19 protein-coding genes, 1 tRNA gene and 1 pseudogene are annotated in these 20004 nt (G+C 30.5%); 15 read left to right on the top strand and 6 right to left on the bottom strand.

The features are described from left to right. The first annotated feature begins 101 nt into the window (after window positions 1–101). The 14 genes and pseudogenes from GFJ36_RS28255 (at window position 102) to GFJ36_RS28200 (ending at window position 15150) form a co-directional block, all read left to right on the top strand. Window positions 102–3242: a type 2 lanthipeptide synthetase LanM family protein gene (locus GFJ36_RS28255; RefSeq protein WP_157349817.1), complete on the top strand. Its 3141-nt coding sequence runs from the start codon at window positions 102–104 to the stop codon at window positions 3240–3242. Window positions 3243–3256: 14 nt separating this feature from the next. Next, the gene (locus GFJ36_RS28250; RefSeq protein ID WP_097889998.1) at window positions 3257–4705 is read left to right on the top strand and encodes a S8 family serine peptidase; all 1449 of its coding nucleotides are present in this window, start codon (window positions 3257–3259) and stop codon (window positions 4703–4705) included. Window positions 4706–4991: 286 nt separating this feature from the next. Then, a complete protein-coding gene (locus GFJ36_RS28245) occupies window positions 4992–5915 on the top strand; it encodes an ABC transporter ATP-binding protein (protein ID WP_097889997.1) in 924 nt (307 codons plus the stop codon). Beyond that, entirely contained in the window at window positions 5912–6655 is a 744-nt protein-coding gene (locus GFJ36_RS28240; protein ID WP_097889996.1) for an ABC transporter permease, read from the top strand. The genes GFJ36_RS28245 and GFJ36_RS28240 overlap by 4 nt, the downstream gene beginning before the upstream one ends. A 14-nt stretch (window positions 6656–6669) precedes the next feature. After that, window positions 6670–7407: an ABC transporter permease gene (locus GFJ36_RS28235; RefSeq protein WP_097889995.1), complete on the top strand. Its 738-nt coding sequence runs from the start codon at window positions 6670–6672 to the stop codon at window positions 7405–7407. Between the two features lie 373 nt (window positions 7408–7780). After that, window positions 7781–8041, top strand: a complete 261-nt coding sequence (locus GFJ36_RS29910; RefSeq protein ID WP_275940661.1) for a cysteine peptidase family C39 domain-containing protein — start codon at window positions 7781–7783, stop codon at window positions 8039–8041. After that, window positions 8026–9936, top strand: coding sequence for a peptidase domain-containing ABC transporter (locus GFJ36_RS28230; RefSeq protein WP_346265335.1), 1911 nt, complete (start codon window positions 8026–8028; stop codon window positions 9934–9936). Before GFJ36_RS29910 ends, GFJ36_RS28230 begins: the two co-directional genes overlap by 16 nt. Before the next feature lie 44 nt (window positions 9937–9980). After that, the gene (locus GFJ36_RS28225; protein WP_000868149.1) at window positions 9981–10178 is read left to right on the top strand and encodes a hypothetical protein; all 198 of its coding nucleotides are present in this window, start codon (window positions 9981–9983) and stop codon (window positions 10176–10178) included. Between the two features lie 212 nt (window positions 10179–10390). After that, window positions 10391–10606, top strand: a complete 216-nt coding sequence (locus GFJ36_RS28220) for a hypothetical protein (protein ID WP_000489763.1) — start codon at window positions 10391–10393, stop codon at window positions 10604–10606. A gap of 650 nt (window positions 10607–11256) precedes the next feature. Continuing rightward, window positions 11257–11327: transfer RNA gene (locus tag GFJ36_RS28215), tRNA-Cys, on the top strand. 509 nt (window positions 11328–11836) lie between these two features. Next, window positions 11837–12385 carry a hypothetical protein gene (locus GFJ36_RS28210; RefSeq protein WP_097889994.1) on the top strand — a complete coding sequence of 183 codons (549 nt, stop codon included), beginning with the start codon at window positions 11837–11839 and terminating at the stop codon, window positions 12383–12385. A 386-nt stretch (window positions 12386–12771) separates the two neighbouring features. Next, window positions 12772–12879: pseudogene (locus GFJ36_RS29905) on the top strand (IS6 family transposase); the annotation flags it as partial. 617 nt (window positions 12880–13496) lie between these two features. Beyond that, entirely contained in the window at window positions 13497–14534 is a 1038-nt protein-coding gene (locus tag GFJ36_RS28205; protein WP_097889993.1) for a tyrosine-type recombinase/integrase, read from the top strand. A gap of 61 nt (window positions 14535–14595) precedes the next feature. Continuing rightward, window positions 14596–15150, top strand: coding sequence for a DUF3967 domain-containing protein (locus GFJ36_RS28200; protein WP_098230890.1), 555 nt, complete (start codon window positions 14596–14598; stop codon window positions 15148–15150). Between the two features lie 557 nt (window positions 15151–15707). Here GFJ36_RS28200 and GFJ36_RS28195 read toward each other — a convergent pair. Both GFJ36_RS28195 and GFJ36_RS28190 read right to left on the bottom strand, forming a co-directional pair. Continuing rightward, the gene (locus GFJ36_RS28195) at window positions 15708–16373 is read right to left on the bottom strand and encodes a helix-turn-helix domain-containing protein (RefSeq protein WP_097889991.1); all 666 of its coding nucleotides are present in this window, start codon (window positions 16371–16373) and stop codon (window positions 15708–15710) included. A gap of 214 nt (window positions 16374–16587) precedes the next feature. Then, window positions 16588–16767 (bottom strand): hypothetical protein, encoded by a 180-nt coding sequence (locus tag GFJ36_RS28190; protein ID WP_001046050.1) that lies wholly within the window; start codon window positions 16765–16767, stop codon window positions 16588–16590. A gap of 120 nt (window positions 16768–16887) precedes the next feature. Here GFJ36_RS28190 and GFJ36_RS28185 point away from each other — a divergent pair, with 120 nt between their 5' ends. Beyond that, window positions 16888–17502 (top strand): hypothetical protein, encoded by a 615-nt coding sequence (locus GFJ36_RS28185; protein WP_097889990.1) that lies wholly within the window; start codon window positions 16888–16890, stop codon window positions 17500–17502. Window positions 17503–17616: 114 nt separating this feature from the next. Here GFJ36_RS28185 and GFJ36_RS30030 read toward each other — a convergent pair whose 3' ends face one another. From GFJ36_RS30030 to GFJ36_RS28170, 4 genes are all read right to left on the bottom strand, one after another. Beyond that, window positions 17617–17745 (bottom strand): hypothetical protein, encoded by a 129-nt coding sequence (locus GFJ36_RS30030; protein WP_255288455.1) that lies wholly within the window; start codon window positions 17743–17745, stop codon window positions 17617–17619. 64 nt (window positions 17746–17809) lie between these two features. Continuing rightward, a complete protein-coding gene (locus GFJ36_RS28180; RefSeq protein WP_097889989.1) occupies window positions 17810–18382 on the bottom strand; it encodes a tyrosine-type recombinase/integrase in 573 nt (190 codons plus the stop codon). 345 nt (window positions 18383–18727) lie between these two features. Beyond that, a complete protein-coding gene (locus tag GFJ36_RS28175) occupies window positions 18728–19102 on the bottom strand; it encodes a hypothetical protein (protein WP_097889988.1) in 375 nt (124 codons plus the stop codon). Between the two features lies 1 nt (window position 19103). Then, entirely contained in the window at window positions 19104–19925 is an 822-nt protein-coding gene (locus tag GFJ36_RS28170; RefSeq protein ID WP_001018647.1) for a ParA family protein, read from the bottom strand. Between the last annotated feature and the right edge of the window lie 79 nt (window positions 19926–20004).

The following is a 20004-nucleotide window of genomic DNA, read 5'->3' as shown; positions in this document are numbered from 1 at the left end:
GTTAACAAAAGAATGTATGCCTTCTTGTAATTAATTATCTTTATAAAATATATAAGAGAAGTAGAGAATCTACTTCTCTTATTAATGAAAGGAGTAGTAAAGTGTCTGTAAAGCATAGTGCATTTATTGATGAAATAAAAACTAATGATCAGATAGTTCCATATTCTACGGATTACATAAATTATTGGAAAAAAACATTTGAAAACAACGAAAATAAATTTGAAGGGATCTTAAAGGATCTTTCAGGTATTCAGTTATCAACTCTATCTCAATTAGAACATGATGAATACAGTGTAGATAAAGTAGATGCACTGCTATCATTAACCTTCTCAGAGTTTGACAGTTTCCAAACATATGAATTTCCCCCAACAATCGAAGAGCATTTATCAAAAGCAACTTTTTACAATTTTTTTAAAAAATTTATGAGTTACTCATTTTCTAAAGTTCATAAATCATTGAATACATATTCGTTCTTCGAAGAGTCACAATTATTGGCACCACTAGAATATATGTATAAAAGATTATATGAATTATCCCACAAAACATTAATATTAGAACTTAACATTCAACGCGTTCTTGAAAATTTAAAAGGGAAAACCTCGGAAGAGCGTTACAATCATTTTTGTTCTTACATTAGTACAAATGAGTTTTTTGTTTATTTTAAGGATACATATCCTGCTTTATATAGAACAATGTTAACTACATTAATCCATTGGTCAAATAATATTATTACTCTTTACTATAATCTTGAACAAGATAAGGTACAAATCCAAGAGACATTTAATATTGATATTCAGACAAATAAACTAATGACCATTACATTAGGGCTTGGTGATGAACATAATGATGGCAAAACAGTGTCATTAATTGAATTTCTTCCTAATATAAAACTTATTTATAAGCCTCGATCAATTGGTGTCGAAGCGGCATTTAATGATTTAACTGCTTGGATAAATAATCAAGTTAATAATAAAGCTCAACTGTATTCACCAAAAATCATCGATAAACATTCTTATGGTTGGGTTGAATATATTGAGAATATAGAATGCAAAACGGAAGAACAACTTAAATCATTTTATTTTAAAATGGGGAGTCTATTAGGCGTTTTATATAGTTTAAATGCTGTGGACTTTCATTATGAGAATATTATAGCGATGGGTGAGTATCCAGTTCCAATTGACCTTGAATCTTTATTCCACCATGCAAAAATATTAGAAGAAAAGAATGGATCTGCTCATAATAAAGCCCTAAATATAATTAATAGATCTGTTAGATCTACTGGAATTATTCCATTTCTTGCATTTAATAGCGATAATCCTAACTATAAAGGTCTTGATTTAAGTGGCCTTAGTGATAAAAATGATCAATTATATCCATTAAAGGTACCTTCAGTAGAAGCAAAGAATACAGATGTGATGCACGTAGATGCAAAATATAAATATGTTAAAGTAAATGAATTTGAAAAAAATAAGCCGATTTTTAAAGGTGAAAAAGTTTCATATAAAGATCATGTAGACGTTATAATAGATGGCTTTAAATATATTTATGAATGGATTTTAAATAATAAACAACAGTATAGCAATTATATATCAGATAAATTTAAAAATACGATAGTAAGAATGATTCTAAGACCTACCGCTGTATACGGTGAATTACTAAGAAAAAGTAAACATCCTGATTTTTTACAAAAAGGATATAACCGAGATATTTATTTCCACACTCTGGCATTGGAACCAGAGAACAAACCAAAAGAAATTATTAAATCCGAAAAAACTGATCTACTCAATGATGATATTCCATATTTTTATACAACGGTGAGTAGCAATCATTTATATCATAGAGAGCAAATTTGTATTCAAAACTATTTTGAGTCATCTCCTTTAGAAGCTGTAATACAGAAGATCGATGACCTTAATATTGTAGATTGCTCACAACAAATTCGAATTATGCGAATGAGCTTTTTAGCACATTCAGCTACATTTGGTGCAAATGAACAAGGTATTGATCCATATCGCAAGGTCAATATTCATGCTAATAAATCTAAGGAATTTTTAATTGAGGCACGTCATATAGGTGATTATTTAATTGCTAATGCTATAGAAGGAAATAATCAATCTGATCTTTGTTGGATTAGTACCGTAATATCTGCCTCTAATGAATATAAATGGGATATTTATCCTGTAGATTTAGATTTATATAATGGCTTAAGCGGCATTTCTCTATTCTTTAGTTATTTATATCATTTGACGGGAAGAAATGATTATAAACTAACGGCTGAGAAGTCTATTTATCCTGTAATTAATTCACTCCAAGGATTACCTGAGCAAAGAATGTTTAATATTGGTACTTTTAGTGGCGTTAGTGGTTCAATTTATGCTTTAAATCATATTAATCAATTATCACATACTAAACAATATGAACAACTCATACTCGATTCTATGAAAATAGTTGTTAGTAAATTATCGCAAGATAAAGTATTTGATATTATTGATGGAACGGCAGGGGTAATCGGGGTACTAATAGCTCTTTATAAAGATAGTGGTAATAAGGAATATCTAAAACTTCTCAAACAAGCGAGTGAATACTTAATAAATGCTGCATATCATCATCCTGGAAAAGAGGGGCATGTCTCTTGGAAACAAAGAGACGATATTTCATGGATTGGATATTCTCATGGAACGGCAGGTATTATTACTGCTTTGGTAGCAGCTAATCAATATATAAATAATCCCAATATTTTAAAACTAGCAGATAAAGTTTTATCCTATGAAAATAGTTTCTATGATCCAAAGCATAAAAATTGGAAACTTCCTTCTAAGGATAATCACTCTGTTGCTTGGTGTCATGGTGCACCAGGGATCTTATTAAGTAGGCTAATGTTAAAAGAAAGTAATTATGAAAGTAGTATACTTGATCAAAATATAAATGCTGCTCTAGATACCACTATTGATAAATCGTTTGGTCATAATCGTTCACTATGTCATGGGGATTTTGGAAATTTAGATATTCTATTGTATGCAGCAAAAGTGTTACAAGATAAAACATCTTACGAACGAGCAAATTCTATTGGTATACAACTTTTAGAGTATTCTAAAACGCATAATTGGAAACAAGGAGTCAGTACGGGAACTGAATCGTTTGGTTTAATGACAGGCCTTAGTGGGATTGGAGTAGGTCTTTTACAACAGTCTGACTATAATTCAATTCCTTCTATTTTAAGGTTAGAAGAGGCTAAATTATAAAAGGAGACGGATACATGAAACAGCTAAAAATTCTTGTAACTATACTTTCCGTATTCTTGTTAAGTTTAGTTACACAACCTGTAAAAGCAGAAAAAGTAGAGACAACGGATAATTATAAATTTATTCTTTTGGATAACGAAATTCAAAAGAATAACAAGGAAAATATTATAAATTTTTTAAAGGAAAATAACGCGATTGAGATTAAATATACTCCAGAAATTCAAATGATTTCATATAAAGAAACTAAGAGTAATATGCAATCCGATTTAGATAGTAAAATACGTACTAAGTTTAAAGCATCTATAGAAAATGTTGCTAATAGTGCTAAATTAACTTTACAAGATCCAAAGGTTTTAAACCCAAATGAGCAGTTTGCAAATAATAAGTTTAAATATAGTTTATCTTCGAAACGAACATTGAATTCCATTACTATTAATGAACCTGTCTCGAACGTTTCGCCACCTTGGCAAATTGCCAAGGTAACTAATAATTATAAATCTCACGAGATAACTTTAGGAGAAAAAAATGTAAACATCGCTTTAGTTGATAGTGGCGTAGATTATAACCACCCTGAACTTAAGGATAGTATCAGGTATTTAGAAGGGAAATCCTATGTTCCCAGCGAGCCGGATTTGTTAGATCAAAATGGCCATGGTACTCAGGTTGCAGGAATTATTGCAGCTCATGATAAATTAAAAGGGATTGTTCCTAATATAACTATTACTCCATATAAAGTTATAGGGAAAAAAGATGGTGAATCAGTTTGGACTATACAGGCTATTATTGATGCAGCAAATAAAGGAGCAGACGTAATAAACTTAAGTTTAGGAACTTATAAGGCTATAAATTTAGATGATGAGAACGCAATTATAAAGTCGTATGAAAGAGCTATTCAATACGCGAAAGAAAAAAATTCTATAGTAGTTGCTTCAGCAGGTAATGAAGGAATAAGCTTGGATAAACCATTTGAAAAAGTAGATGATGAGAAAGGTGTACTATATAAAATTCATGTACCTGGTGGATTAAGTAATGTATTGACAGTATCAGGAACAGACAAGAACGATGAATTTGTAAATTACTCCAATTTTGGTCCAGAGGTAGACTTTAGTGCACCAAGTGGTTCGTATGGAACAATTATTGATAATCAATTCAGATTTGATCCATCCTATTTAATTGGTACTACCTATCCAACTTATTTAGAACCTACTATGTTGGACGCTCAACTAAATACACCGAAAGGCTACACGCTAAACCTAGGGACTAGTTTATCTGCTCCATCAGTATCTGGTACATTAGGAGCTATTATCTCAAGGTATTATGAGCTTCATTCTACAAAACCTTCGGCAGATATAACTATCAAGTATTTAAAAGATGGTGCTACCGATTTAGGTACAACTGGTAAAGATGATCAATATGGATATGGATTAGTTAATAGTTATAAGAGTACAAATAGTGTTAAATAATTTTGTTCTTAATTAACCTGTGTTAATGGTATTTTGTAAATTTCACTCACTATTATTTTACTACATGATAATAGTGAGTGAATTACTATTATCATGTAGTAAAAGCGTGTAGAGGAACGACAGTTAAATATTAAAAAGGACATGTAGATTATAGAAACTGGGTATTAACCTTTGCTTTATATTCTATTTGGAGATTTTATTAAAAAAATATTAATAATAAGTAAATATAAGGATGAAATTTAAACTTATAATTGATTTAAAATTCTAAATTCAGGTGGTTGATATTATGAACAATCAAGTTTTAAATATTAAAGGCTTGCATAAAAAGTATAAAGACAAACATGTTTTAAAAGGAATTGATTTAACTATTAAAAAGGGCGAAATATTTGGATTATTAGGTCCGAATGGAGCGGGTAAATCTACTTTTTTTAAAATCATACTAGGATTAATAGAAGCAGACGAGGGAACTGTAGAAGTATTAGGAAAGGATATAAAAAAAAATAGAATTGAAATCTTATCTAAAACAGGTTCATTAATTGAAGCTCCGACCTTTTATGATCATTTATCGGGGTACGAAAATTTATTAATTGCTTCTAAATTGAAGAATATTAATGATAAAGAACATATAAAGGAACTTTTGAATTTATTTAAACTATATGAAGACCGAAACCGTACCTTTAAAAAATATTCACTTGGTATGAAACAGCGTTTAGGATTAGCTGCTGCATTCATGAATAACCCTGAATTATTAATATTAGATGAGCCCACTAATGGATTAGATCCACAGGGAGTTTATGAAGTAAAAGAATTTATAAAAAAGGCACCAAGTATATTTAATTCTACTATAATTTTGTCAAGTCATATTCTAAGTGAAGTTGAACAAATGGCCGATCATATCGGAATTATTCATCAAGGAGAAATAAAGTACCAAGGTTTATTATCTTCCCTACAAAATAAACAATCATTAAATATTGTTGAATTTACAGTTAATAATACAGCTCTTACGCAGAAATTACTTGAACAATCTAACTATATATTCCATGTAAATAATAATATCTTTAGTGTTGAATATTATGATGATAAATCACTTAATGATATTCAACACTTACTAGTATCTAATCAGATTTTCATTCAATCTTTCCAAACTAAAAAGCAGAATTTAGAGGAAGCATATTTAGATATCGTTGGACAAGGTGCTGTAAGTGTATGAGGAGTGTATTAGCTACTGAGTATATAAAATATAGAAAAAGTCATTTACTGTTTTTGATTATTTTAGGGCCTATTATACTTGGATTGGGTGAATTTATCGGATTAAATTATTATAGTAATTATCATGCTATTAAATTAGAAATGGTATTTGGCATAAATCTACAAATCTTAAAATACATCTTAAACTTTTTTATTGTGTTTATTATAGCGAGTGTAAACAATATTGAATATAAAAATTCTACGTGGGCCAGAACACTATCGTATCCAGTACAGAAATTAAATGTGTATCTAAGTAAGTTTGTGGTTGTTATGATTGCCTTTATTATTACAACCTTAATGCATATGCTTTGTACAGTATTATTAATTCCAGGTTTAGGTATCTCTTTGGATGCGGTTTCAATGCAGCAGGTATTTATTTTTACGTTATATCCATTTCTTATTAGTGTTCCATTCTGCGCTTTGGCGTTCATTATATCCATTAACGTATCGAATCAATCAGTGATTGTAACGCTAGCCCTATGTTCGTATCTTTTCGGCGATATATTAAGTTCAACTAAGCTTTGGTGGTTCCCTATTTCATATCAAACTTTATATTCTCCAATTAATTATGTGAATAATCTAGAGGTTTTTAATACATTATGGGCGTACGATAAATGGTACATGCTAGCGGGAATTCCTATTACTGCTTTTATTTTAGGAATTGGATATATCATATTTATTAAAACCAATAATAAAAATTAAAAAGGAGATTTCAAATGATAAATTTAATTTATTCCGACTGGATAAAAATAAGAAAGCATCCACAACAAATTACATTTTTCATCTTAGCACTTTGTCCGATTATATATTCAATGGTTATGTATACTAAATACGTTGTAGGAAAATATAATCATGGTTTGGATAATGAATGGATGGGCGTGTGGATGTTAGTATCTTTTTTCTATGTTGGTTTTTTTCTCCCGGTCATTTTAGGGATGATAACAACTTTCTTCTGCCAGTTTGAAAGTAAAACTAATTGGAAAATAATGCATTTATCTCCGATTACTAACTTTAAAATTGTTTTATCTAAATTAGTATCTAGTTTGTTATTATTTTCTGTAGTACACTTAATCGCTTTAATAAGCTTATATGTATTAGGAAGATATTTTGATTTTACAGATCCATTTCCTTTATTATTCATGGTTAAAGTATTTTTCACTTCTGTTGTTGCAACACTGCCTCTAATAACAGTGCAACTTTTATTATTCTTATTTATAAAAACATCTATCACTTTTACATTTCTTAATATAATTCTATCTTTAATTGGGGTATTTATTTTTTCAGAAGCAAAGTTGGGGTTTTTATATATATGGTCTCTACCATTGCAGTCTATAGAATTAGTTGATCAAGGTATAGTGTCTATTGGTATATTATTAACATCAATAAGCGCATTTACCATTGGTATGATTGTAATTACAGTGCGTTATGTAAAGACATTGAAAAAGACCGTGTAATATGAAAAGTGAATCTTGATAAATCTTAATAATACCTTATTTTAATAAACAGTAAAAAGAGCCCATCTGTTATGATGGACTCTTTTTACTGTTTATACGCAGTTTATTTTTTAAACAAAACAGAACTCCCAGTCACTTAACGCTCTTACGAGATATTCTACGTGTTCTTTGATACGATTTATGATAATGCGTTTATTATTAAACTCCATATCTAGAAGGAATTTAACTCTAAATTTTTTTGTATTAGTAAAATGGGATCAAAAAAATAAGCATTAATTTGCTGTTTTTTTGATCCTATTTTACTAATTGTTATTAACATTAGGAAGCATTTATATTTTAAGTACAACAAATTATATAGAAAGGAGCCTAGTTGATGTTTAAGAAAAAGGTACCATTTATAGAACAAGCCCAACAGACTGAATGTGGTTTTTGTTGTATAGCGATGATTACCGAATATCATAATAGTACCGTATCTTTTCATGATATGTATGAAAGGATTGGTAATGGTAGAGATGGAACGTCACTATTTCATTTAAAGCATCTAGCTGAGGGATTAGGATATGAAGCAAATTGTTTTAAAATTCAAGAATATGATGAGTTATATAAAATCCCACTCCCTTGCATTATTTATTGAAGGAAAAACATTATGTAGTACTAGAGGAAGTAGCTGAACATGGAGTAATAATTGTTGATCCCGCTGTGGGAAGAAATAAGGTAAAAAAGGAAGAGTTTGAAAGGGATTTTTCAAAATATGTTATGACATGCGTACCAGGTGAAAGGTTTGTTAAGAAGAAGCCTAAAAGTTTATGGTTACCATATATTAATATATTGAAAGAGAGACCATCCCTATTAATAAATTTAGTCCTACTGTCCTTTGTGTTACAATTATTCACTTTAGGTATACCCCTTCTAATACAATATTTAATAGATCATGTTATTTCACCTCAAAATTTTAATTTGTTAAATATCTTTTTAATATCAATAGTATTTGTGGTGGGATTCCAATTTCTATTCAATATAGTTAGAGGTAAGGTTGTAATTGTAATGGAGAACTTTTTAGATAAACAAATGATGAGTAAATTTATTAATCATTTACTTCATTTACCTTATCATTTTTTCCTCCTAAGAAAATTTGGAGATCTTCTATTTAGGGTAAATAGTCTAAGAATAATTCGAGATATGATTGGATCAAACCTTATTAAGGGTATATTAGATGTTGGTTTACTAATTGTAATATTTATTTTCATGATAATTAAATCACCAATTTTAACGGTATCTGTTTTAGTGTTCACAGCACTTAACGCAGTTTTATTAATTGCTACACGCTCCAAAGTAAAAGAGGTTAGCCAAGAAGAAATTATGGCGAATAGTGAAGTTCAAAGTATTCAAACAGAGACTTTGTATGGAATATTCAATGTTAAAACAGCTGGAATCGAGGATAAAATATTTACTCGATGGAATAAAAATTTTAAAAAGTTGCTAAAAGCTTATAGAAAGAAGCAAAACCTTAATAATTATATTCAATCAGTAAGTGGTTCTATTGGGAGTTTAGCTCCTTTATTCACTCTGTGGCTTGGTGCATATTTGATTTTAAACAATCAGTTAACATTAGGAAATCTAGTAGCTTTTCATGCTATTTCCAATCAATTTTTTGGGCTAAGTCAGTCAATTGTCCAAATGTTTAATTCTTTCTTTGTAACTGGTACGTATTTAAGAAGGGTACAAGATGTATTAGATGCACCAAAAGAAGAACAAACTCCGGATATGAAAGAGATAACTAATCTTGAAGGTCGTATACGTTTTGAAGATGTAAGTTATCAATATACAAAATATAGTCCAATGTCTGTTGAAAATATTAATTTAGAAATTAAACCGGGCCAAAAAGTAGCGATTATTGGAGAATCTGGTGCTGGAAAGAGTACCATGTCCCGTCTACTATTGGGATTGCATAATCCGAGTGAGGGGAAAATATATTATGATGATGTGGATTTAAGTAATATCGAAAAATCATCATTGAGACGTCAAATTGGTGTAGTTCCTCAGGACGTTACACTATTTAATAAGACTATTTTTGAAAATATTGCAATTTACGATAAGGATATATCGATAGAAGAAGTTGTTGAAGCCGCTAAGGTAGCTCAAATACATGATGACATTATGAAGATGCCTATGCAGTATAATACGTTCATATCTGAGATGGGGTTCAATATTTCAGGAGGACAGCGACAACGTATTGCACTTGCGAGAGCTTTAGTTCATAAACCATCCATTTTAGTATTAGATGAAGCAACAAGTTCATTAGATCATCTGAATGAGAAGAAGGTAGATGATTATCTCAATGAAATAAAATGTACAAGGGTTGTAATTGCACATCGACTTACTACAGTAATGAATGCAGACTTAATAATTGTGATGGATAAAGGAACTATTATAGAATCAGGTACTCATAAGGAGTTAATGCTAAAAGCTGGTTATTACTCTTCCTTCTTCAAGGATATAGAACCGAATTACAAGTTACTAGCAAATTAAGCATATATATTCATGAATCTAATAAAAAAGAAAGAGGGATAGATATGAAAGTTCAAACAAAAAAAGACCGTAATTTAATCAGATATGCAAGTGGGGTAGTTATCCTTTTAATCTTGGCTTCCTTTATATATCAATGGAATAACGGGTTAAATATTGACATTCCTGAAAGATTAGGTCTAGGGATAGCTCTTGTTGCATTTGTTACTACCTTTATGCCTCAAAGAAAAAAAGATGCTAATTAATTTAAATCGCGCTTGAGATCTATTTCTCAAGTGCGGTTTCCTAAAAAATTATATAGAGGAATCATAAATAATCATTCATACCGATACAAACTATAAATTTAACATTTAAGCTTTAAAAATATAAAATGTAGCAATTTAAAAGAGAAATATCTTAAATATTTTCTACGTACTTAAATTCAAACTAAAAAATTATAAAAAAGGGTGGATATCAAATGTTTAGAAGAAAAAAATCAGATGAAATGCGAAAACAAAAATGGAATACTGGTGGATTGATTAGTATAGTTGATGAAAATGAATTAAAACAGGTTGTAACTGGCGCGGGTTCAGACGATATCTATATCGAGACAGTTCCAGCTGCTATAGCTGCATTTTTACCAAATCAGATGAACACATATCCTGATCCAATGATCATGCCTAAATATAGATAACGAAGGACTCAAGATTAAAAAAGAGAACATATTAACACTAAAAGATTTATACTTGAATCTAGGTTGTCATAGGTATAGTTTATTACACTGATCTTATAGCATTTAAAGAAAAGCTATTTGATAGAAAAGGTATTGGGTGTTATCAAGGTACAAAATTATTTTATTAGATATTCATTCTATATTTAGGATATATATCTGTTGACCTAAAAATAGGAATCTAAAGTCTTTAATTATGCTCAAAAAGAAAACTTTAATTTAGAGAATTAGTTTATTTACGATATTGAACTATCCCTATCTATAGGGGAAAGAGAATCCTGTAATATCGAATTTTCGTTCACTATTTTAGTAGGATCAACTCATGATGCATATAATAAAACACATATTTGTACGTTGAAGTCACATGCCTCTTCTCTTATTTGCCTAGGGGAGGCTACGAAATTTCAATAGGCACAGAAGAAAAAATGTCGAAGGCTTCCTATAAATGATTGTTATATTTGAAAAATCAGTAATTTAATTTACTAAATTAAATAAACAATGCTATAATGTGGTGTATAATCCGTTTATTCAGAATTAATGGTTAATTGATATGATGTTTAACATTGTTTTAATTGTAAAACAAAGTGTTAATTCTCTTTTATAGAGAATTATATGGCGGCATAGCCAAGTGGTAAGGCCCAGGTCTGCAAAACCTGTATCATCGGTTCAAATCCGATTGTCGCCTTTTATTTTAGTATATCAATATTTTTCATATGGTGGCATGCCAATTAGGAATGGTACAAGGTTAGCATACCCTTTTATGTTGGTTCGAATCCAACTGTCACCTTATATCCCAATACCCTTTGGGAATGGTTGCTTATGAAAACTTTTCTTTGTAACTCCTCAGTCATTTACATATTGTACTAATTACTTAAATAACCACACTTCGCACTACTACACCTATAAGTCAAACACGATGGATTTATTTCATGGAAAGACTCCAAAAGAATAATTTTTGCAATGGTCATGAATAATGTATGTTATTAAGCATGGTTAAGTTTTCCCTATTAAAATTTTGAATCCGTACTAATGCAATTGAATAAGCTTTTACAGCGATAAATGTGTTAATTATAGTATTCACAACAAAATAGTTGAACAAGAATTATGCTAAATTTTACAATTAATTTTCTTAATATTCAGACTCTTATTTGTTTAGTTAGTATATAAGTTAAGTATTTTAAAGGAGGTGATTTTATGAAGAGTAAAGGAGCATTAATATCTTTCTTGGTTTTAGTTATATTGTTAGGATTTTTACCAATAGAAAAAGCAAGTGCCTCTGTATCATCTAATCCATTAAATGAAGTAGCAAATCAAATTGACACAAGTAAAAATTATTATATAGTTCCAGCAGATTTGCCAACAAGAGGATTAAGTACTCACACGTCACCTCGTTATTTTTTCCCATCTTTAGTAGTTAGTTCACTAAGTAATACAGTGGAGGAACCCTCAGGAACTCCTATGAAATTGCTTTTTTCTGAAGAAAAAAAGAAATACCACATTGGGATGCTTTATCCGTTTCCTGTGAAAGGACTTATTGACCACTTTATAACGAGAAGTGGTGATATTCATTGGATTGAAGAATACGCGGCTGATTGGATAATAACTCCTGTAGAAGGAGGATATACATTGCAAGCAGAAGGTGGGTATCTTAATTATAAAGATATCGAAGTAACAAATGGTCCTATTACAAGAGCCTACTTAGGTAAAGAAAAAGTTGTGTGGAAATTAGTACCTGTACTTTAAATTTCATATAAGATTTATAGGATATATTTAATGGGAAAATAAATTAGTTTACTAAACAATTTTTAACTATAGCAGGTTTGACACTCCCACCCCTAAAGGGGCCAGCAGACTAACGCCAGTGGGATTCTTGATACCAAAGGCAAAATCCATTCCTGGTATCGCTGACGTGCAAGATTACGTTGTTCCATCACCACTCCCACAACAGACCATATAGGTTCGTGGGCTTTCCCGTATCGTAAATTCTGTAAAAAATAATAGATAAGAGTAAGCAATAGTACAAAACATTTTAACTTACGATATGTACTGTTTTTTTTGATAGCGTTCCATACTCACTGATCTAAAACTTATTCAAGCGTAAAGATTATTAGTCTCAACTATTCTTATTAGTGGTAAGGTGGTACCTGCGTTACAATCTGTGTTTTCGTAATTTGATGAAAATAATAGGAGAAAGAGGATTATCAATTACTCACACAACAATTATGCATCGGATTCATTGACCTAAATTTGTTATTATACGAGCTAAACTGTTAATAATTTCATTTACCGTATGGGTAGATACGTAATACACAGGGGTTAAACTCAAAAGAGGGAATCAGTCTCTACTCTAAAAGTCAATGAAAATCAATGGAATATATACCTAATTTATGTTAAATTTAATGTAGATTTACTTTTCTTTTTTATTTCTTTTAAACATTCAAGAGCCGTTTCGCGGTTCAGATTCAGACACTAATATGGTGTTTATGACTCTGAGTCCGGAACGGCTCTTTTTATATATAATTATTTATTTTTAATGAGATCATGAAAATGAACGAATGTGTTTTTGAATTAAACAATATAAAAAAGGAGTGAGAACCGCAAGGTACGAAGAAAGCACGGCTATAGCCGTGCCGTTGCGAAGACAAGTGGATTTGCTAAAGAAACGTGGATATAACAGTTGCTCTCCACGCTAAATATGGAGCGACAGGCGTAGGCTTAAATTGAAGTTTTACAGATACATATGGAGTAGCGGATTGACACCTTATGGTGTGCGGCGCATTCGCCGCGCACCATAAGGTGGATTATGCCCGTTTGAGCGTAAGCGAAAACGGGCCGACCGAAGGGCGGCGGGAATATGGGAAGACGGCGAGGATCTTCAAAAGTATCCCTTGTAAGGCAAATTGAAAATGCAATAAAAGAAATTATTTGTATTGGGCAATCAAAATATGAGGCAAAAAAAGAAGGGCAGCATACGAGGGGGCTATATTCTTTTAAACATATTCAAAATACACTATCGGTTTCAATTGATTTTGCACGTTTTTGTAGGGAACAGTATGGAATTACACGAATCGTTTATTTTAAAGAAGAATATTATTATGCTTATTTACAGTATAAAGAACAAGAAGGGGCGTCCCACGGACACCTAATGAATATTGAGACGTGCCTAAGGAAGTTACAAATAGCTATGCACAGACAAGCAGAGAAATTGCAAAAAGACCCTGTGAGCTTTTGTTCTGAAAAAAGAGTGTTTAGCTATAACAACCAAAAAAATAAGAAAGCTCCCGAGAATCGCTCTATGAGCTTGAGAGACGTGAATAGATTAATAGAGAATATCCCCTCTATCCATGTTCGGAATGCATTTCAATTACAGTTACATTTGGGACTTCGTGCGAGGGAAGTTATCAATCTGACTTTAGAACATTTTGATTTGAAGAATGGTGTTTTAAAGATTAAGAATGGAAAAGGAATTACAAAAGGTGGACGGGGACGTGAAATTCAGATACCTGAAAGATTGCAAGAAAAGATCTATGAAATGATTAAAGATAAACAGTTACATGAAAAAGTCATCCCAGTTAAAGATAATACTTTGCGGGCAGCTCTCTTAAAAGCTGGAAGGACAACTGGGATTCCTACGAATGGAACGCATATGTTCCGTCATACGTTCGCGAGAGAACGTTTTAAAGAATTATTAGGGGAATCCTATAAGCAAGGACAGAAAGTATTGGCTTATATACTGAAAAATCATGAGCGAGGAAAACGCGCGGATTATGGGATTCGTCAAGAGTTTAAAACTACCTATTGGCAAGTACAAGATGCGATGAATATAGTTCATGAAGAATTAGGTCACGGAAGAGGAAGAGTAGACTTAGCTCAAGTTTATTTAAAATGCTAAGATAGAGGAGTTATAACCGTTATAACGAATTTGAAATACTAAAAAGGAGGTTATGACTATTATGACTTCTATAATTTATGAAAATGTATCCCAAGTTGCTAAAAGATTAAAAGTATCACCGTCTACGATTAAAAAATATTATTTATTAATTGAGAGTTATAACTGTTATGCTTTTAAAAGAGATGAACGAGAACGAGTTATTTTTGATGATTATGATATCGGATTATTACAAAGGTTAGTAGAATTAAAAAGTATGCCCCAAGTTACACTGGAAGATGCTTGTAAATTACTTTTAGAAGAAGAAGGGTTAACAGTTCAGAATATAAATATGACTGTTATAACACCTAAATCAGATGATTTAAAAGAATTATTGCAAGAATTAAAAGGTACAGTGGAGTTACAACAAAAACAATTACAGAATCAAAATGAACAAATAGCTCAATTAACAAACTTATTGGAATCGCAACAAAAGTTATTAACTCACTCCGATACCGTAGAGAAACAACAAGTTGCTGATCGTGATAAAGCTGTTATGACTGTTATGCGTGAGCTTCAAGAAGTAAAACAGATGGTTGCGGCAAGTAATGAAAAGAAATGGTATCAATTTTGGAAGTAATCTACTGATTCTTATGCAATTATGCCACGAAAGTCACTTGACTATGAGGGGGAGAGGCTCGTAGTCAAGTAAATTGTGGAATAAAAAGCGTAGGACGGATGCCCCAGTAAAGGGAAAAAACAATGTCTTCGCCAAACTTCGTGGTTCTACTGTTAGAAAAAGGCGAATAAGAATATAGCATACATACAATAAGGGAATGCAGTATAGATCAGTTTACAAGCATTCCCTTGCTATAGTGATGTTAATAATATTTTAATGATGTTGCTACTATATATGTCATATTAATTAAGAATAAAAAGATTAATATATCTAGTGTTAAAAAAACATATAATATTATTTTCATCTTTTTAGACGTATCATTTTTAATCATGTATATAATAAATAGCATTGTAGTTGATTGGAATAGCATAGTAAAAAATAAAAATGTAAGGGAAAATACCATATTGCCTGGTATAAATCCAGTATTCATAATGAGTAGGGAACTAGTTATATTAAGAATAAGCGTAGTTAGTATAAAAATATATTTATAAATGTTTTTAATTTTGATCGCCTACTTTTTAATTTTTTAGTTGGTAATATAGTTGTTTATTTTTATGGTTATATATAAGTGTTTTTTTATTGTTTTCATCTACAATGTAAACATCTTTTTCTTCCCAATCTATTCCATGTTGGATATCTTTTTCAATTGAAAATAAAACATCTTTATTTCTAAGAGGGATTGAATTTCGATTTGCATGAATATTTATTTCATGTTCTTTTGTTTCAATGCTATAATCTCCTGAATAATTGGAGAAGAAAGGTGTTAATTTACTATAAATATATAGAATTTCTTTCTTATCGCTTTCTTGATAAAAGTGGGAATTAATAATCTTTAGATCTGATGTTTTTATGTCTTTTGGCATAAGTAAAAAGGCAATGAGACAATAAAATATAACAACAATAGTGATTAAAGAATACATGTAGAGAGAAGCTATTAATAAATATCTTTTATAATTGCTTTGTTTTATTATCTGATTTTGCAAATGTGAATCCTCCTTTAATAAAGAATCAATTGAAACATTAAATAGATTGCTTAAGGCTAATAAATTCGTTAGATCGGGAAGACTTTTTCCTAGTTCCCATTTCGATATAACTTGTCTTGAAATAAATAATTGGCTGGCTACATCTTCTTGTGTCATGTTATTTATTAATCTTAAATGCTTTATTTTTTTTCCAATGTCCATATATGTACCTCCTTCAATTACTTTAATTATTCTAATGTTAAATAGTAAGAAATGCATTGTAGCGTTATAAAAAAGGCATGCAATGATCTGTTGCAAGATGGATTTTGGACTAAAAATATATATTTATAATATTTAAGTATACAAATATAAAAAAGCTAAGAAAAAGGATTTAGTAAAAAACTAGATCTTTTTTCTTAGCTTTTTATTTAAAATATTATTTGTTTTTTTTCTGATCTTTACTTATTCGTGAAAAACCCCAGAATCCTAAAATTAAAATTAAAATAAGGCCAATGACATCAATTAGAGCATTGATTTTCTCATCATTAACAATAAAGTTTGCGATAAAGGTAATGATAGAGATTAGTATGATTCCAGGTAAAATGTATTTATTCATGTGGAAAACCTCCTTAGTAAATTTAAATTAGGTATGGACTATATTTTAATATATGTTACCATATTATTGAAGTATGCGCATATATTTGAATAAATGTAAAATCAAGGGAGAGGTTTTTGTATGTCAAAAAGATTTTTAAGGTTAGGTATTCTTTTTTGTTCGTTTTTAATGTTTTCTACAATCTTTAGTTTTCCGGTAGCTAATGCAGAAGTTAAAACAACTAAGAATGAAACTAAACAGATAGAATCAGAAATTGAAGACTATGAAGCTTTATCTCCACTTTTAGAATTAGTAGAAAAAATGCCAGATGCTGTTGCGAATTCAGGAATTGATTCTGGGGTTGAATGGCTAAACGAAAATAAAGGATCTGAGTTTGCTGGATATACTTTTATAGCAGATGGTGATAATTTAACAGCTGTAGCGGATAATCTTAATGGATCACTTCGTGGTGTTAGTTGGGATTGTATTTCTAGTGCTGGAAAAGCGATTGCTGTAAATGCTCTTCCATGGGCAAAAATTTTAAAGGTTAAACAAGCGGCTAAGTTAATGGGTGGTATTAACTCTATGACTAAGACCATTGTAACAGCATATAAGCATCAACGTAATCTTGGTTATGGTAGAGGTAATGCTATTAAGAGAGCGGTAAGTGTATCTACTAGAGCTTTACCGGGTGAAACACAAAAAGCTGTTTTGGAGTTTTTTGAACTAGGTGATGTAATTAAAAATTGTTTTTAGAGTTGAAAAATTTAATGGATTAGTCTATTGAATTAAAAAACCTTAGGTGTTTTAATAACCTAAGGTTTTTTGTATTTCTTAGAGAAACATCCTATTAATCTGGTCTTTTTATCTTTACATCGCTAAATTTGCAATGTAATATCCAAATTCATAGCCTATTTTTACAATTCCGGCACCTAATATTATGTAAAAGGAATATTTAATAAATTGGTTTTCTTTTAGGAATTTATTTAGATTATTCATGATGAACACCTCTTTTAATATTTTATATTTAATATATTAAAATTAAATATAAAATATTAAAAGATTAAATTTGAAATGTATCAAGGATATTATCTTTTTCTTCTTTATTGATTCCAATATATTTAAGTGTAATTTGTGGTGTGCTGTGATTTAGAATTTCTTGTAACATGGCTACATCTTTTGTTTGTTTATAGAACCAATAACCGAAGGTTTTGCGCATAGTGTGTGTTCCGATAGATTCTACACCGGCAAAATCTCCGGCCTTTTGCAATTGTCGATAAGCCTGAATCTTACTAATGGGTTGCTCTCCTTTTCGAGAAGGGAATAACCAGATGTTTTCTAGTGTTTGGGCATAAGAGTATACTTCACCAAAAATAGAAGTAAGATTAATCATACGTTCTTTCTTCGTTTTTCCTTCTTTGATTTTAAATTCTTTTCTTTTTTTTCGTTTTAATTTTAGTATGGCTTGTGTTTCGAGTTGGAGTAGATCACTCACGCGTAGTCCGGTATGAATGCCAACAAGAAACAGAATATAGTCTCGTTCAGAACAATGACGTTTAAGGGCCCATTTCATATCTTCGATCTGTTCTTTGCTACGGATGGGTTGGACATCAATAAGATGTGTTTTTTTATTCATGGATTTATGAACTCCTTATTTACAGTGTTTTGAATGTATACTTTTATTGTATAAATTGAGGATATCAGTGAAATTGGTAAGAAGTCAATGTTTAAAGGGAAATGAATGTAAACTAATATTCAAAAGTTTACATTTGAATCAAGTATGTATTCCTTGTTTTTCTGTTCTTATTAATATTTAAAATAATGTAGGAATATCGTAAAAGAATTATAGCGGCAAGAGAGAAGAAAAAGCCGTGGTGGAAGTTCTGGTGGGTGTTACTAGATAAATTACGCATAAGTAGAAAAGTATTCATTTCTACTTTTCTACTTATAATAATAGGGATATTTCTAAAGTTCTATATTTTTACATCTCTGTTAAGAGCTTGAATTTCCTTTTCTGCTCAGGTGTTAGTTCGTTTTCTACATAACGATCTATAAGTAAATCTATGATTTCATAAGCAAATTTTGTGTTTGTAAGTTTCATTAATACTTCAAGTTCTTCTTTTGATTGATTAGAAATTTTAATACTGCCTTGCTGATTTTTAAATTTCTTTTTTGTTTCAGTTTTTTCGTTTCTTTTTGCTTTTCGAGTTACTTGTTTTTCTTCTGTCTTAGGTTGAGAAGGAGCAGTTGCTTCAGCGTTATTGTCAATCACAGCTTGTCCTTGCTTTGGTACATAAGGCTCAGTAGGCTCAAAGTTCCTTTTCTTTCTACCTAACAAACCAGGAGTTTTCGCCATATTACACACCAACCTTCATTTTTTCAAACATATCGATACGAGATAATAATTCATCACTAATCGTTTCGTATAATTCAATTACATTCATATCATGTCTATCTTTTTCAGTAATACCATTTACATCAAATCTTTTAATACGCTCCATTTGAGGAACGACATTTTTAAATAGGTTCTCTTCACCAAAGATTTCACGAGCGTTTTCCATAATGTATTCATCAACTTTACCATTATTTTTTAATAAGACAGGAAGAATACCAACTACTTCAATATCAAGATCATATTTTTCTTTCAACTTGATGAGTTCATTAACGTAGTTCTCTGCACCAGTAAGAGAACGTTCTTGTGTTTGTAAAGCAATTAGAACATAATCAGAAGCTACAACGGCGTTCTTCGTAACTTCTAGTGACATAGGAGGAACATCAATAAATATGTAGTCATATTTATGTTTTATCTTTTCAAGTAATCCTTTAAAGTAATGATCTTCCTCTTTTTCAGAAGTGCAAGTCTTATAAAGGAACTTTGCGAAATCTTGAAAATCAACATAAGAAGGAATTAAATATAAATTCTCCATGATTTCCACTTCTAAACCATCTAAATTCCCTTCTTGTATCCCCTTCATTAATGTTTTTTCAACCGTTACAATTTCATCTGGATTAAGAATGGATTTCGTTAACATTAAAGACTTCGTTGCATTACTCTGCGGATCAAGGTCAACGAGTAACGTTCGCTTTCCTTTTTTCGCAACTTCATAAGAGTTTAATACAGCATTTGTGGTTTTACCAACGCCACCTTTGTAATTCCCAACCGTAATTGTAATAGCCATTTTTAACACTCCAGTAATATTTTTTAAAATTTCCCTATATCCCTTTATAGAAATAGGGAAAAATAGAAATAGGGAAATA

The sequence above is a fragment of the Bacillus sp. EE-W1 genome, assembly GCF_009760835.1.
GTDB lineage: Bacteria > Bacillota > Bacilli > Bacillales > Bacillaceae_G > Bacillus_A > Bacillus_A wiedmannii.
The sequence above is the reverse complement of the archived record's forward strand: the minus strand, read 5'-3'. Positions and strand labels throughout refer to the sequence as shown.